Consider the following 14,096-nt stretch of genomic DNA (forward strand, 5'->3'; position numbering starts at 1 on the left):
ATCAAAGTACTTGACAAATGCGCGATATCGATATATACTTTGAAAGTCAAAATAATTTAGAATCAAAATAAATCAGAGGAATTGATATGACTGGAATAATATGCGGGACGGGTTCATACGCACCGTCATACATCATGGGCAACAATGATATTGCCAAACTGGTAGAGACCAGTGACGAGTGGATACAGGAGAGGACCGGAGTAGTAAGACGGCACATCATCCGTGAAGAGACAACGGTCTCCATGGCGAGCAAAGCCGGTCTGAGAGCGTTGAGGGATGCAGGCGTATCGCCGGAGGAGATAGATCTGATATTGGTATCTACGATATCATCGAATGTGATTATCCCCTGTGCAGCGTGCGAGGTGCAAAAAGAACTGGGAGCGGTGAATGCAACTTGTTTCGATCTCAGTGCGGCATGTACAGGTTTCGTGCTTGCTTATAATACGGCGGCAGCCTATTTGGCATGTGGAATTTATCGGACGGCACTGGTGATCGGAAGTGAGAGTCTGTCGAACCTGACCAACTGGAAGGATCGGGGCACCTGTATCTTATTTGGTGACGGGGCTGGAGCGGCAGTCATGAAAGCAAGCGACCAGAAGTTCTATCTGCCGGTTACGCATTCCGAGGGAGCCAAAGGGGTAGCACTTACCTGCAAGAGCAGGCATGACTGTAACGGTCTGACAACAGAACTTCGGACTGAGAGTATGCTGGATCAAGAATATTTCATGCAGATGGATGGTCAGGCAGTATTTAAATTCGCGGTGAAGAAGGTGCCGGAGGTTGTAAAAGAAGTGTTGAAACGCAACCGTATCAGCCAGCAGGAGATTGATTGGTACATCCTGCATCAGGCGAATCGCAGGATTGTGGAAGCCGTAGCAAAGCGCCTGGATGAGCCGATTGAGAAATTCCCGATGAACCTGCAGGAATATGGCAATACATCATCGGCAAGTATTCCAATTCTTCTGGATGAGTTGAAGAAGGACGGGCGGCTGAAGTCAGGTCAGAAGATTGTATTGGCAGGATTTGGCGCAGGGCTTACATGGGGAGCGGCAATGATAGAGTGGCAATAATAGAGTGGCAATGAGGCATCAAGCCGGGCAAGTGATAAATTGGCATTTCTGCCAGTTTATATATATGAATATGAAAAATAAAAGGAGAATAACATCATGTTAGAAAAAATCAAAGAATTAGTAGCAGAGAATTTAGGAGTAGACGCAGGCAGTATTACGGAAGTCTCTTCTTTCAAGGATGATCTTGGAGCAGATTCCCTGGATCTCTTCGAGTTAGTTATGGCGCTGGAAGAGGAATACGGAATCGAGATCCCGACAGAGGATCTGGAGCAGATCGCAACAGTTGGAGATGTGATCAACTATATTAACGAACACAAAGAATAGAGAAGAAGCGGGGTTTTTATATGCAGACAGAAGTAACCAGATTATTAGGAATCGAATATCCAATCATTCAGGGAGGTATGGCATGGGTTGCAGAGTATCATCTGGCAGCCGCTGTATCGAATGCAGGCGGTCTTGGTCTGATTGGAGCAGCAAGTGCTCCGGCTGAGTGGGTAAGAGACCAGGTACAGGAAGCAAAGAAGTTAACAGATAAGCCTTTTGGCGTAAATATTATGCTCATGAGTCCTTATGCGGATGAAGTGGCGAAGGTAATCGTAGAAGAAGGCGTGAAAGTGGTAACAACCGGAGCGGGTAATCCTGAGAAATACATGAAGATGTGGAAAGAAGCGGGAGTAAAGGTGATCCCGGTGGTTGCTTCTGTTGCCCTGGCAAAACGTATGGAGCGCTGCGGCGCGGATGCTGTAGTCGCAGAAGGATGCGAGGCAGGAGGCCACATCGGGGAGAATACCACTATGGTACTGGTACCGCAGATTGCGGATGCCGTAGAGATCCCTGTGATTGCAGCGGGTGGCATTGCAGACGGAAGAGGAATTGCGGCGGCATTTATGCTGGGCGCCAAAGGCGTACAGATGGGAACACATTTTGTCGTAACAGACGAATCCCAGGTACACGATAATTATAAAGAGAGAATTATTAAGGCGAAGGATATTGATTCCAGAGTAACAGGGAGAACCACAGGACATCCGGTCCGTGCCCTTCGCAATGATATGACGAGGAAATACATTGAATTAGAGAATAAGGGTGCAAGTTTTGAAGAATTAGAGCATCTGACACTTGGCGGATTGCGAAGAGCCGTGGTAGATGGCGATGTGAAGAACGGAAGTGTCATGGCGGGACAGATTGCCGGTATGGTGAAGGAGAGAATGTCCTGCAAAGATTTGATCGACAAACTGGTAAAAGAGACGGATGCTTTGATAAAAGGAGCGGGTTTTTATGAATAAGATTGCATTTATCTATCCGGGACAGGGCGCCCAGAAGGCTGGAATGGGAGCGGATTTCTATGAAAAGAGTGAGACCGCAAGGAAACTATTCGACCAGGCAGGCGAGGCTTTGGGGCTGGATATGAAGGAACTGTGCTTTGAAGAGAATGAGAAACTTGACGTTACAGAATATACACAGGCAGCCATGGTTACCACCTGCCTTGCGATGACAAGAGTGCTTAAGGAACGGGGACTGACACCGGACATCACAGCGGGTTTAAGTCTGGGAGAGTATTGCGCTATCGCAGCAGCAGGCGGGATGGATGATTTGGATGCAATCCGCCTGGTGCGCAAGCGTGGAATCCTGATGCAGAACACGGTGCCAACGGGTGTTGGTGCGATGTGTGCGGTGATGGCGATGGATGCATCAGCAATTGAAGAGATAATGACTGATATTGATGGCGTAACCATTGCAAATTATAACTGCCCGGGGCAGATTGTCATTACAGGGAAAAAGGATGCGGTGGAAGAGGCTGCCGTCAGATTAAAAGAAGCAGGTGCCAAGCGTACCGTGATGTTGAATGTAAGCGGTCCATTCCATTCGCCGTTGCTTGTGCCGGCCGGAGAGGAACTGGCAAAAGAGTTGGAACATACAGAATTTCATCCGTTAAAGATACCGTATGTGACCAATGTGACAGCAGAAAAAGTGGAAGATATTCATGAGACGAAAGAATTGCTGACTGAGCAGATTAGTTCTCCGGTGCGCTGGATGCAGAGTATGGAATACTTGATACAGGAAGGCGTGGATACATTCGTGGAGATCGGACCGGGAAGAACATTGGCAGGATTCATGAAGAAGATTAACCGTAGTGTGAAGGTCTATAATATCGCAGCCTGGGAAGATGTGGATGCGGTAATTGATTCAAAGAAAATGGCAGGTGGAATATGTCGAACAGTTTAGAAGGAAAGATAGCAGTAGTTACCGGCGCGTCCCGTGGGATTGGAAGAGCCATTGCACTGACACTGGCATCCAGAGGCGCTGCCGTGATTATTAATTATAATGGCTCAAAAGACAGAGCCGAAGAAGTAAAACAGGAGATTGAAGCGACAGGAGGAAAAGCATCCATATATCAATGCAATGTATCCGAATACGAGAAATGCGAGACATTTATACAGGATATCATCAAGGAATATGGAAGAATTGATATCCTGGTAAATAATGCCGGAATCACCAGAGATGGTCTGCTGATGAAGATGTCTGAAGCGGATTTTGACCAAGTGGTAGATACGAATCTAAAAGGAGCATTCAACACCATCCGTTTTGCCAGCCGTCAGATGTTAAAGCAGAGAAGCGGACGTGTGATCAACATGTCTTCTGTTGTAGGGGTTACTGGTAATGCGGGTCAGGCGAACTATGCGGCATCCAAAGCGGGAGTGATCGGTCTTACCAAAGCAGCCGCACGGGAACTTGCGTCCCGAGGAATTACGGTCAATGCAATTGCACCGGGATTCATTGAGACGGATATGACGGAAGTGCTGCCGGAGAAAGTAAAAGAATCCTCGGTGGCACAGATTCCGCTTGGTAAGTTCGGAAAACCAGAGCAGGTGGCAGCAGTGGTTGCATTTCTCGCTTCAGAGGATGCGGAATATATTACCGGACAGGTGCTGCATGTGGATGGTGGCATGGTGATGTAGAGACTGTAGATGTAAGTATTGCAGATAAATGCAGAGTGGCAGTGATCATCAGGCAATAATAAGCAAATAATTGTATAGCAGCAGGAGATATCAAGTATGAAAAGAAGAGTTGTAGTGACCGGACTTGGAGCAGTAACGCCCATTGGCAATACAGTAGAAGAGTTTTGGGCGGGAATCAAAGAAGGAAAAGTTGGGATTGGTGAGATTACCAAATTCGATACCACAGATTATAAAGTTAAACTGGCGGCAGAGGTCAAGGGTTTTGTGGCAAAAGAACGCATGGATTTCAAAGCAGCCAAGCGTATGGAATTATTTGCCCAGTATGCAGTAGCCGCAGCAAAAGAAGCCTACGAAGATTCAGGGCTGGATATTGAGAAGGAAGATGCTTTCCGAGCGGGCGTAATTGTTGGTTCTGGAATTGGAAGCCTTCAGACGGTGGAGCGCGAGTATGAGAAGATATTGACGAAAGGTCCAGGCAGAGTGAATCCTTTGATGGTGCCGTTGATGATTTCCAATATGGCAGCAGGCAATATCTCCATTCAATTAGGATTCAAGGGGAAATGCACCAATGTTGTGACTGCATGTGCATCCGGAACTAACTGTATCGGAGATGCGCTGCGTGCGATTCAGTATGGTGATGCGGATATGATGCTGGCAGGTGGAACCGAAAGTTGTATCTGTCCGACAGGAGTTGCAGGTTTTACAAGTTTGACAGCTTTATCCGCTTCTGATGATCCGAAGCGTGCATCGATTCCATTTGACAAGGAGCGGAATGGCTTCGTGCTTGGAGAAGGCGCCGGCGTGGTCATGCTGGAGGAATTGGAACATGCGAAAGCGAGAGGTGCGAAGATCTATGCGGAAGTTGCTGGTTATGGTGTGACTGGGGATGCCTATCATATCACCTCTCCGGCAGAAGATGGAAGTGGTGCGGCGAAGGCAATGACCCTTGCGATGGAAGAAGGAGGGATTGCACCTTCCCAGATTGATTATATCAATGCACATGGAACCAGTACACATCACAATGATTTGTTTGAGACGAGGGCCATCAAACTGGCATTCGGGGAAGCAGCCAGAGGTGTGGTGATTAATTCGACCAAATCCATGATTGGACATTTGCTAGGAGCTGCTGGCGGCGTGGAATTCATTACATGTGTTAAGACCATTCAGGAAGGATTCATCCATCAGACCGTAGGAACAGAGACCCCGGATGAGGAATGTGATCTGGACTATGCAATTGGCGCACCGGTGGAAAAAGATGTCAGATACGTTCTGACCAATTCTCTTGGATTCGGCGGACATAACGCAACATTATTGTTGAAGAAGTATGAGGGTTAATGTGCGGTGTCGCTTAGTACAATGCAAATAATACTTTAATGCAGTATGATGCAGATGATGCTGCAGGGAGGAACGATCATGGAATTAGAGAATCTTGTGAAATTAATAGAAACCGTATCAGCATCCGAACTGACCGGATTAAAATACGAAGAAAATGGAATGAAACTTCACCTGACGAAGAAAAAAGATCAAGTTCAGGTTGTGTCCGCGCCAGTGCAGATGTCAGCTGCTGCGGGAGTAGGATCATTGGAAAGTACAGTCGCTGGCGTGACTGCAATTCAGGGCGATAATGTGGGTATAACGAATACACCTGCCGCAGATGCGAAGATGGAAGAGCAGAAAGCAGACGGCAAGACAGTGGAATCTCCGCTGGTAGGAACCTTCTACGCAGCACCATCCGAAGATGCCGCTCCCTTCGTATCCGTTGGCGATACGGTGAAGAAAGGACAGACACTGGCGATTATCGAAGCCATGAAACTTATGAACGAGATTGAGAGCGAATACGATGGAATCGTATCAGAGATTCTGGCAGAGAATGGTCAGGCTGTAGAATATGGTCAGCCACTCTTTCGGATTCGTTAGTTGGGTACAGGTCATATGTCAATTGGGTACACCATATTTGTTAGTTTGGGACGTAGTAAAAGTGCATTTTACTACGTCCCCAAAAGGAGAAAATTATGAGACGTTTAGATATTAGCCAGATCAAAGAAATCATCCCCCACCGCCATCCTTTCTTGCTTATTGACTACATTGAAGACTACGAACCAGGTCAATATGCCATAGGATACAAGTGTGTATCCTACCGTGAAGAGTTCTTCGCAGGTCATTTTCCGCAGGAGCCGGTAATGCCGGGAGTATTAACGGTGGAGGCATTGGCGCAGGTGGGCGCAGTTGCCATCTTAAGCATGGAAGAGAATAGAGGCAAGATTGCCTATTTCGGCGGCATTAATAAGTGCAAATTCAAAGGCAAGATTGTACCGGGGGACAAGGTTCGTCTGGAAACGAAGATTGTAAAACAAAAAGGTCCGGTGGGTGTTGGAGAAGCAATTGCCAGCGTGGACGGTAAAACGGTTGTCAGTGCAGAATTAACATTTATGATTGGATAGGTGATTTGCATGATTAAGAAAGTATTAATCGCGAACCGGGGCGAGATCGCGGTGCGTATCATTCGTGCCTGCAGAGAGATGGGAATTGAGACAGTTGCAGTATATTCTGAGGCGGATAAAGAAGCCCTGCATACCAAATTAGCAGATGAGGCTGTCTGTATCGGTCCTGCTGCCTCCAGTGAAAGTTATCTGAGTATGGATCGTATCATCAGTGCCACAGTTGTGACCGGCGCTGATGCCATTCATCCGGGATTCGGGTTCCTGTCAGAGAATAGCAGATTCGCAGAACTGTGTGAGCAGTGTAACATTACATTTATCGGACCGCCCTCTCAGGTAATCGCAAGCCTTGGCAATAAGCAGGAGGCAAGGAATACCATGATAACTGCAGGCGTTCCGGTAATTCCGGGAAGTACCGAACCTATCTATGATGCGAAGACGGGAGCCGCTATCGCAGAAGAGATCGGTTATCCTGTTATCGTGAAAGCTGCCCTTGGCGGCGGAGGCAAAGGGATGCGTGTTGCCAATATGCCGGAGGAATTCGAGCAGAGTTTTCAGACAGCACAGAAAGAGACGCAGATGGCATTCGGTGACAATACCATGTATATCGAGCATTTCGTACAACGCCCAAGGCATATTGAGTTCCAGATTCTGGCGGACCATTATGGAAATGTCATCCATCTGGGGGAACGTGACTGCTCGATCCAGAGAAATCATCAGAAGATGATTGAAGAGTCCCCATCCATTGCGCTGTCAGATGAATTGCGCGCCCGCATGGGAGAAGCGGCGGTAAAAGCAGCCAAAGCAGCCAGGTATGAGAATGCCGGAACCATAGAATTCCTTCTGGAGAAAAGTGGGAACTTTTATTTTATGGAAATGAATACCCGAATTCAGGTAGAGCATCCGGTTACAGAATGGGTAACTGGGATAGACTTAATTAAGGAGCAGATTCGTATCGCGTCTGGCAGAAAACTTTCTTATACACAGAAAGACGTGCATCTGACCGGTCATGCAATCGAATGCCGGATCAATGCGGAGAACCCGGAAAAGGGATTCCGTCCGTCTCCGGGAACGATTACCGATATGTATCTGCCGGGCGGCAAGGGAATCCGGATTGACTCGGCAATCTACAGCGGTTACACGATACCGCCATATTATGACTCTATGATAGCGAAGATGATTGTGTGGGCGAAGAATCGGGACGAGGCAATCCACAAGATGCAAAGTGCGCTGGGAGAAGTGATTATCGAGGGAATCGATACCAACGTGGACTATCAATATGAGATATTGAATCATCCTGACTATATTGCCGGAAATATCGATATAGAATTTATTGCAGAACACGATGCGCATTAGAAAGGTGAAGTTCTATGAAATTAGATAACATGTTTAAAAAGACCAGACTTGCTTCTGGAAGAAAAGGCTATATATCCATAAGTCCTTCTAAGCCGGAAGTACCGGAAGGTCTTCTTCGCAAATGTAACAAATGCGGTGGAGCGATCATTACGGAAGAGGTAAAAAACAACTACTATATCTGCCCGAAATGCGGAGGATATTTCCGCGTACATGCATACCGTCGTGTTGAGATGGTAGCGGATGAAGGTACGTTTGAAGAGTGGGATCAAGGGCTTGCGACTATCAATCCGCTGGAATATAAAGGATATGAAGAGAAACTGCAGACACTTCGGGAGAAGACAGGACTGGAAGAGGCGGTCATTACCGGAAAGGCATGTATCGATGGGACAGAAGTGGTCTTAGGCGTATGTGACGGTCGTTTCCTGATGGCAAGCATGGGCGAAGTGGTAGGCGAGAAGATCACAAGAGCCGTTGAACGGGCAACCAAAGAGAAACTCCCGGTTATCATATTCGCCTGTTCCGGCGGTGCAAGGATGCAGGAAGGAATCGTATCTCTTATGCAGATGGCGAAGACCTCTGCAGCTTTAAAACGCCATAGTGATGCAGGGCTTCTCTATATCAGTGTTCTGACTGACCCGACTACAGGAGGAGTGACGGCGAGTTTTGCAATGCTTGGAGACGTGATTCTGGCAGAGCCGAAAGCACTGATTGGATTCGCAGGACCAAGGGTTATTGAACAGACCATCGGTCAGAAACTGCCGAAAGGTTTCCAACGTTCAGAATTCCTTCTGGAACATGGATTCCTTGATGGAATTGTAGAACGTCCGCAGTTAAAAGAGACATTATCTCAGATTCTGCTGCTGCATGAGAAGGCTGACAGAGAAGCAATCGAAGAAGCAATCGAAGAAGCAATCGAAGAAGCAATCCGAACATCAGAAGATTCAGAAAAAACGGAAGTCCAATCTGAGTCCGCAGGCAGCAAAGAGCCCGGAGTTCACAACAGATTAGCCGAAGCCTGGGACCGCGTGCAGTTATCAAGGATGAATGACCGTCCGGTAGGCAGTGATTACATCCGAACGCTATTTACAGATTTCATAGAATTCCACGGGGACAGATGTTTTGCAGATGATAAAGCGATTATCGGCGGTGTCGCTAGATTCCATAGTATGCCGGTAACAGTGATTGCACAGGCAAAAGGAACGAATACCAAGGAGAATATCGAGAGGAACTTCGGCATGCCATCGCCTGACGGCTACCGCAAAGCATTAAGGCTGATGAAGCAGGCTGAGAAATACAACCGACCGGTCATATGTCTGGTGGATACGCCGGGAGCGTTCTGTGGATTAGAAGCAGAGGAGCGGGGACAGGGCGAAGCCATTGCCAGAAATATCTATGAGATGTCGGGACTAAAGGTTCCGGTGCTGTCCATTGTTATCGGGGAAGGTGGCAGCGGCGGTGCTCTTGCAATGGCGACAGCGGATGAAGTATGGATGCTTGAGAATTCCATCTATTCTATCTTGTCGCCGGAAGGTTTTGCCAGTATTCTCTGGAAAGACAGCACAAGAGCCAGGGAAGCGGCAAGTGTAATGAAACTGACCGCAAGCGACCTTAAGCATATGGGGATTGTGGAGAAGGTATTTCCGGAGCCGTCCCATTATACGGTGCAGAATCTGAAGGAAGTAACCTATGCTTTGGAAAATGAAATGGAAAGATTTTTGATTCATTACGGGCGGATGTCTGTGGAAGAACGTTTGGAACACAGATATGACAGATTCCGTAAGATGTAGGAGAATATATATGAATGTAAAACCATTAAAAATGGGCAACATGGAAGCAGCAATTCCGGTCATACAAGGCGGAATGGGTATCGGAATCAGCCTTGGCAGTCTTGCGGGCGCAGTTGCAAAAGAGGGCGGCATAGGGATCATCTCTGCCGCCCAGATTGGTTTCTTAGAGCCTGATTTTGATAGGAATACGAAGCAGGCGAATCTAAGAGCCATAAAAAAAGAATATCTGAAAGCGAGAGCCATTGCGCTGGATGGAATCATCGGGTTCAATATCATGGTAGCAATGCGGGACTATGAGGAGTATGTACGTGCGGCGATTGATGCTGGAGCGGATATTATCATATCGGGTGCAGGGCTTCCGATGGAATTGCCGAAGATTGCAGAGGGGGCAGAGGTAAAACTTGCGCCGATTGTCTCTACGGATAAATCTGCGAGAGTCATATTAAAGTACTGGGATAAAAAATATCACAGAATGCCGGATCTGCTCGTTATCGAAGGACCGAATGCCGGAGGACATCTTGGTTTTACACAAGAGCAGTTACAGACATACAATCAGGAAGTGTATGATCAGGAAGTTAGAAGAATTCTAGGTACAGTTAGAAAGTACGAAGAACTTTATCTGTGCAAGATCCCCGTAGCACTTGCGGGTGGAATTGAGAATCAGACACAGGCAAGGCACGCATTTTCCCTGGGAGTAGATGCGATACAGGTGGCAACCAGATTCGTGACGACCGAAGAATGTGATGCGGATATCCGTTACAAGGAGGCTTACCTTCGGGCACATGAAGACGACATCGTGATTGTGAAAAGCCCGGTAGGGATGCCAGGGCGTGCAATTCTGAATCCGTTTATGAAAAGGGTCATGAATGGTGAACAGATACCGCACAGCCCTTGCCACCGATGCCTTCAAAAGTGTAATCCGAAAGAAATTCCCTATTGTATCACCGATGCGCTGATTCATGCGGCGAAGGGCGAAGTTGATGAGGCGCTGCTATTTTGCGGAGCCTATGCATATAAAGCAGATCATCTGGAAACGGTGAAAGAAGTTATTGATTCTCTGATACCAGAGAGGGTATAATAGATATCAGAGGATATCTGGATGAGGACAGCAAGATAATAGCAGTCATAGGAGAGCAGCCAGACGAAGGGGAAACATGCAATGGAAGATGCATATATAACAATCAATAATATTCTGGTGAACCTGATCAATGAGATCTGGGAACTGGAAGAGAAAGCCATTATTACGGAGGAGTTCAAGGATCTCACGAATAATGATATGCATGTGATCGAAGCAGTAGGATTAGGTGACGGAAGGAATATGTCTTCGATTGCCAAAAAATTAAATATTACAGTCGGCTCCCTTACGACGGCTATGAACAGCCTGGTGAATAAGAAGTATGTCGAGCGCCGCAGAAGCGAAGAAGACCGCAGAGTGGTATATGTGAAATTGACTACGAAGGGGATCAAAGCCTATAAGCATCACGAAGATTATCACAGGCAGATGACACAGGCGATACTGGATAAGCTGGACGAGACAGAGATACCGGTATTGGTGAAGACTTTAGATGCATTATCAGAGTTCTTTACCGGATATAGCGCGACAAGCGACAAGGTATAGTGAGGAAAAGGAGTCATAACTATGGTAAAAGGCGTGATATTTGATATGGACGGCTTGATGTTTGACACAGAGAGGCTTGCCTCCGTTTTCTGGAAACAGGCTGGGTATGGAGTAGGAGAGGATATTCCGGAGGAATTCCTGAATAGTTTTCGCGGTAAGAATGGGGAAGCGATCCGCGAGGCATTCCTGGGGCATTATGGTGCGAGGTTTGCATATGAGTATTGCAGAGATCTGAAGGTCAAACTGCATTACAAATATATAGAAGAAAAAGGTGTCCCAATTAAGAAAGGACTTATCGAATTGCTGGATTACCTGAAAGAGCATGGAATCCGTATGGCGGTAGCAACATCTACGGAGCGTAATCTGGCGAATACGATGCTAAGGAAAGCAGGAGTCTATGAGTATTTTGATACATTTGCCTACGGAGATATGGTAAAGAGGAGCAAGCCTCACCCGGATATATTCCTGAAAGCGGCGGAAGAGATGCAGATCCCAATTGAGGAGTGCCTGGTGCTGGAAGACAGTGTTGCAGGCGTGAAGGCGGGAAAGGCATCCGGAGGTTATATTATTCATATTCCGGATGTGGTGATCGTGCCGGAGAAGGTAAAAGAAGGGATTACGGCAGAGATGGAGAGTCTGCTTGACGTGATTGAGTGGATAAAAAAGATGAATTCTTAGCAGAAATGGCTTGTCAGGAGTGTGAGGCTTCTGACAGATAAGGAGGGAATGCCATGTATGGAGAGGAAGTAAAAAAGTTACAGAGTATCATTGATGACAGCAGCAATATCGTATTCTTTGGCGGGGCAGGAGTGTCCACCGAGAGTAATATCCCGGATTTTCGAAGTGCAGATGGTCTGTATCAGCAGAAGTATAAGTATTCCCCGGAACAGATTGTAAGCCATAGTTTCTTTGTGCGGAATACAGAAGCATTTTATGAATTCTATAAAGAGAAGATGATGTTCTTAGATGCTAGACCGAATCCGGCACATCTGAAACTGGCTGAGTTAGAAGCGGCAGGAAAGTTGTCCGCTGTGATTACCCAGAACATTGATGGGCTTCATCAGGCAGCAGGAAGTAAGAATGTATTAGAACTGCATGGCAGCATTCACCGTAATTACTGCCAGAGATGCCATGAGTTCTACGACGCAGCTTATGTTAAGAATTCACAAGGAATTCCAAGATGTTCCTGCGGCGGAACGATTAAGCCGGATGTGGTATTGTATGAGGAAGGATTGGATTCCTCCATCATCGAGAGAAGCATTCGGGCAATTAGTGAGGCGGATACACTGATTATCGGAGGAACTTCGCTGGTAGTATATCCGGCGGCAGGATTCATTGATTACTTCCGGGGGAAACATCTGGTGGTGATTAATAAGAGTCAGGCAGCCAGAGAAGTTGGAGCAGAACTTACTATCGCGGCACCAATCGGACAGGTAATGGAGCAGATTACAGTATAAGGAGGGGACGGGGGTTTTTTCAATTTCCCCCGTCCCAAATTAATTTTGGGGTGTCCCTTTTTCAATTAGGGGTGTCCCCTTTTTACAATGAGGGGAATATCTCGATGCTGCGTTCTAATATTCCTTTCATATAAGCGATGGCAGTGCCGTAATTGGTCATCGGCACTCCTGCATCCTCAGCGCACTTCAGTCGGTATTTCATCTCGCGTTCATTCAGCGTACAGCCGCCACAGTGTATAATTAACTTATATTTCTTAAGATCCATAGGGAACTCCGTACCACTGGTAAATTCAAAATTCAATGATTTACCAGTATGTTTCCGAATCCAGTTTGGCAGTTTTACTGTGCCGATATCTTCACATTGACGATGATGGGTGCAGCCTTCGGATATCAGTATGGTATCGCCATCTTCCAGAGAATCCAGGGCTTTCGCTCCATTTACCACAGATTTTAGATTCCCTTTATATCTTGCAAATAGAATCGAGAACGAGGTAAGGGCGATATCTTGCGGAACATCAGCCGCCACCTGTTCAAAAGCCTGGCTGTCGGTAATAACAAGTGAGGGCTTCTTTCCAATAGATGCCAGGGTTGCTTTTAATTCTGTGTTGCGTGTGACAACAGAGATTGCGCCTGCTTCCAGAATATCACGGATAGTTTGCTGCTGTGGAAGAATCAGTCGTCCTTTTGGTGCGGCTTTGTCAATTGGGATGACCAGGACTACGAAATCAGACGGCTGAATCAAATCACCCACGATTCGAAGCCTCGTATCCTCAGTCGGGACGAGGGTGGCAATGAATTCTTTTAGTTCATGGATATTTGTATGATCGGTAGCGCTGACCCATATGATGTTGTCTGTTGAGAGGCTTTCGGAACTACTGCCGGTGTTGCTGCATAGGGCGGAATCCATGTTTTTGTCAGCCAGATCAGCCTTATTCATAACGATTACATAGGGAATGGACTTTGCTTTAATGCGATTCAGGATGGCATGATCTTCCTTTGTCATGCCTACGATGCCGTCTACAACCAGAAGCGCAATATCCGTTTTATTCAGTATTTGATAGGCTTTTTGAATACGCAGCGCGCCAAGATCACCTTCATCGTCAAGTCCGGGGGTGTCAATCATAACAACCGGACCAAGTGGAAGAAGTTCCATAGCCTTTAGTACCGGATCGGTGGTAGTTCCTTTCACGTCCGATACGATTGCAAGGCTCTGCCCGGTCAGGGCATTAATGACACTGGACTTTCCAGCGTTACGTTTTCCGAAGATTCCAATGTGTACACGTTCAGCAGATGGGGTATTGTTTAAACTCATATTAGACCTCCTTAGTCAAAAAGGGACAGGGTAATTTCAAAAAGGGACAGGGCAAATTCAATTGGGGACGGGGGAAATTGAAAAAACCCCCGTCCCCAATT

The 14,096-nt window shown here is 46.9% G+C and carries 15 protein-coding genes; 14 read left to right on the plus strand and 1 reads right to left on the minus strand.

What is annotated here, in order from left to right:
- Nucleotides 1-86 precede the first annotated feature (86 nt).
- From ACQRBN_RS14845 to ACQRBN_RS14910, 14 genes are all read left to right on the plus strand, one after another.
- Nucleotides 87-1,070, plus strand: a complete 984-nt coding sequence (locus ACQRBN_RS14845) for a beta-ketoacyl-ACP synthase III (RefSeq protein ID WP_427739804.1) — start codon at nt 87-89, stop codon at nt 1,068-1,070.
- Nucleotides 1,071-1,166: 96 nt separating this feature from the next.
- Nucleotides 1,167-1,394 (plus strand): acyl carrier protein, encoded by a 228-nt coding sequence (gene acpP / locus ACQRBN_RS14850; protein ID WP_427739805.1) that lies wholly within the window; start codon nt 1,167-1,169, stop codon nt 1,392-1,394.
- A gap of 20 nt (nt 1,395-1,414) precedes the next feature.
- Nucleotides 1,415-2,353 (plus strand): enoyl-[acyl-carrier-protein] reductase FabK, encoded by a 939-nt coding sequence (fabK, locus tag ACQRBN_RS14855; RefSeq protein WP_427739806.1) that lies wholly within the window; start codon nt 1,415-1,417, stop codon nt 2,351-2,353.
- Entirely contained in the window at nt 2,346-3,293 is a 948-nt protein-coding gene (gene fabD, locus ACQRBN_RS14860) for an ACP S-malonyltransferase (protein WP_427739807.1), read from the plus strand. The genes fabK and fabD overlap by 8 nt, the downstream gene beginning before the upstream one ends.
- On the plus strand, nt 3,278-4,027 hold the full coding sequence (gene fabG / locus ACQRBN_RS14865; protein WP_427739808.1) for a 3-oxoacyl-[acyl-carrier-protein] reductase: 750 nt from the start codon (nt 3,278-3,280) through the stop codon (nt 4,025-4,027). The genes fabD and fabG overlap by 16 nt, the downstream gene beginning before the upstream one ends.
- Before the next feature lie 96 nt (nt 4,028-4,123).
- Entirely contained in the window at nt 4,124-5,362 is a 1,239-nt protein-coding gene (gene fabF / locus ACQRBN_RS14870) for a beta-ketoacyl-ACP synthase II (protein ID WP_427739809.1), read from the plus strand.
- Between the two features lie 78 nt (nt 5,363-5,440).
- On the plus strand, nt 5,441-5,944 hold the full coding sequence (gene accB / locus ACQRBN_RS14875) for an acetyl-CoA carboxylase biotin carboxyl carrier protein (RefSeq protein WP_427739810.1): 504 nt from the start codon (nt 5,441-5,443) through the stop codon (nt 5,942-5,944).
- Nucleotides 5,945-6,039: 95 nt separating this feature from the next.
- Nucleotides 6,040-6,468 (plus strand): 3-hydroxyacyl-ACP dehydratase FabZ, encoded by a 429-nt coding sequence (gene fabZ / locus ACQRBN_RS14880; protein ID WP_427739812.1) that lies wholly within the window; start codon nt 6,040-6,042, stop codon nt 6,466-6,468.
- A 9-nt stretch (nt 6,469-6,477) separates the two neighbouring features.
- Complete coding sequence (locus tag ACQRBN_RS14885) at nt 6,478-7,821, plus strand: acetyl-CoA carboxylase biotin carboxylase subunit (protein WP_427739813.1); 1,344 nt, start codon at nt 6,478-6,480, stop codon at nt 7,819-7,821.
- A 14-nt stretch (nt 7,822-7,835) separates the two neighbouring features.
- Nucleotides 7,836-9,608: an acetyl-CoA carboxylase carboxyltransferase subunit alpha gene (locus ACQRBN_RS14890; protein WP_427739814.1), complete on the plus strand. Its 1,773-nt coding sequence runs from the start codon at nt 7,836-7,838 to the stop codon at nt 9,606-9,608.
- A 10-nt stretch (nt 9,609-9,618) separates the two neighbouring features.
- Nucleotides 9,619-10,686, plus strand: coding sequence for an NAD(P)H-dependent flavin oxidoreductase (locus ACQRBN_RS14895; RefSeq protein WP_427739815.1), 1,068 nt, complete (start codon nt 9,619-9,621; stop codon nt 10,684-10,686).
- An 81-nt stretch (nt 10,687-10,767) separates the two neighbouring features.
- Nucleotides 10,768-11,226 (plus strand): MarR family winged helix-turn-helix transcriptional regulator, encoded by a 459-nt coding sequence (locus tag ACQRBN_RS14900; RefSeq protein ID WP_427739816.1) that lies wholly within the window; start codon nt 10,768-10,770, stop codon nt 11,224-11,226.
- 21 nt (nt 11,227-11,247) lie between these two features.
- Complete coding sequence (locus ACQRBN_RS14905; RefSeq protein ID WP_427739817.1) at nt 11,248-11,904, plus strand: HAD family hydrolase; 657 nt, start codon at nt 11,248-11,250, stop codon at nt 11,902-11,904.
- A 53-nt stretch (nt 11,905-11,957) separates the two neighbouring features.
- Nucleotides 11,958-12,683: an NAD-dependent protein deacylase gene (locus tag ACQRBN_RS14910; RefSeq protein ID WP_427739818.1), complete on the plus strand. Its 726-nt coding sequence runs from the start codon at nt 11,958-11,960 to the stop codon at nt 12,681-12,683.
- A gap of 82 nt (nt 12,684-12,765) precedes the next feature.
- Here ACQRBN_RS14910 and hydF read toward each other — a convergent pair whose 3' ends face one another.
- On the minus strand, nt 12,766-13,995 hold the full coding sequence (gene hydF, locus ACQRBN_RS14915) for a [FeFe] hydrogenase H-cluster maturation GTPase HydF (RefSeq protein ID WP_427739820.1): 1,230 nt from the start codon (nt 13,993-13,995) through the stop codon (nt 12,766-12,768).
- Nucleotides 13,996-14,096: the final 101 nt, after the last annotated feature.

It is taken from the genome of Bariatricus sp. SGI.154, from assembly GCF_050313795.1.
GTDB lineage: Bacteria > Bacillota > Clostridia > Lachnospirales > Lachnospiraceae > CAMBRQ01.

Coding starts and splice junctions, on each gene's coding strand:
- ACQRBN_RS14845 (WP_427739804.1), top strand. CDS start 87: ATGACTGGAATAATATGCGGGACGGGTTCATACGCACCGTCATACATC.
- acpP (WP_427739805.1), top strand. CDS start 1,167: ATGTTAGAAAAAATCAAAGAATTAGTAGCAGAGAATTTAGGAGTAGAC.
- fabK (WP_427739806.1), top strand. CDS start 1,415: ATGCAGACAGAAGTAACCAGATTATTAGGAATCGAATATCCAATCATT.
- fabD (WP_427739807.1), top strand. CDS start 2,346: ATGAATAAGATTGCATTTATCTATCCGGGACAGGGCGCCCAGAAGGCT.
- fabG (WP_427739808.1), top strand. CDS start 3,278: ATGTCGAACAGTTTAGAAGGAAAGATAGCAGTAGTTACCGGCGCGTCC.
- fabF (WP_427739809.1), top strand. CDS start 4,124: ATGAAAAGAAGAGTTGTAGTGACCGGACTTGGAGCAGTAACGCCCATT.
- accB (WP_427739810.1), top strand. CDS start 5,441: ATGGAATTAGAGAATCTTGTGAAATTAATAGAAACCGTATCAGCATCC.
- fabZ (WP_427739812.1), top strand. CDS start 6,040: ATGAGACGTTTAGATATTAGCCAGATCAAAGAAATCATCCCCCACCGC.
- ACQRBN_RS14885 (WP_427739813.1), top strand. CDS start 6,478: ATGATTAAGAAAGTATTAATCGCGAACCGGGGCGAGATCGCGGTGCGT.
- ACQRBN_RS14890 (WP_427739814.1), top strand. CDS start 7,836: ATGAAATTAGATAACATGTTTAAAAAGACCAGACTTGCTTCTGGAAGA.
- ACQRBN_RS14895 (WP_427739815.1), top strand. CDS start 9,619: ATGAATGTAAAACCATTAAAAATGGGCAACATGGAAGCAGCAATTCCG.
- ACQRBN_RS14900 (WP_427739816.1), top strand. CDS start 10,768: ATGGAAGATGCATATATAACAATCAATAATATTCTGGTGAACCTGATC.
- ACQRBN_RS14905 (WP_427739817.1), top strand. CDS start 11,248: ATGGTAAAAGGCGTGATATTTGATATGGACGGCTTGATGTTTGACACA.
- ACQRBN_RS14910 (WP_427739818.1), top strand. CDS start 11,958: ATGTATGGAGAGGAAGTAAAAAAGTTACAGAGTATCATTGATGACAGC.
- hydF (WP_427739820.1), bottom strand. CDS start 13,995: ATGAGTTTAAACAATACCCCATCTGCTGAACGTGTACACATTGGAATC.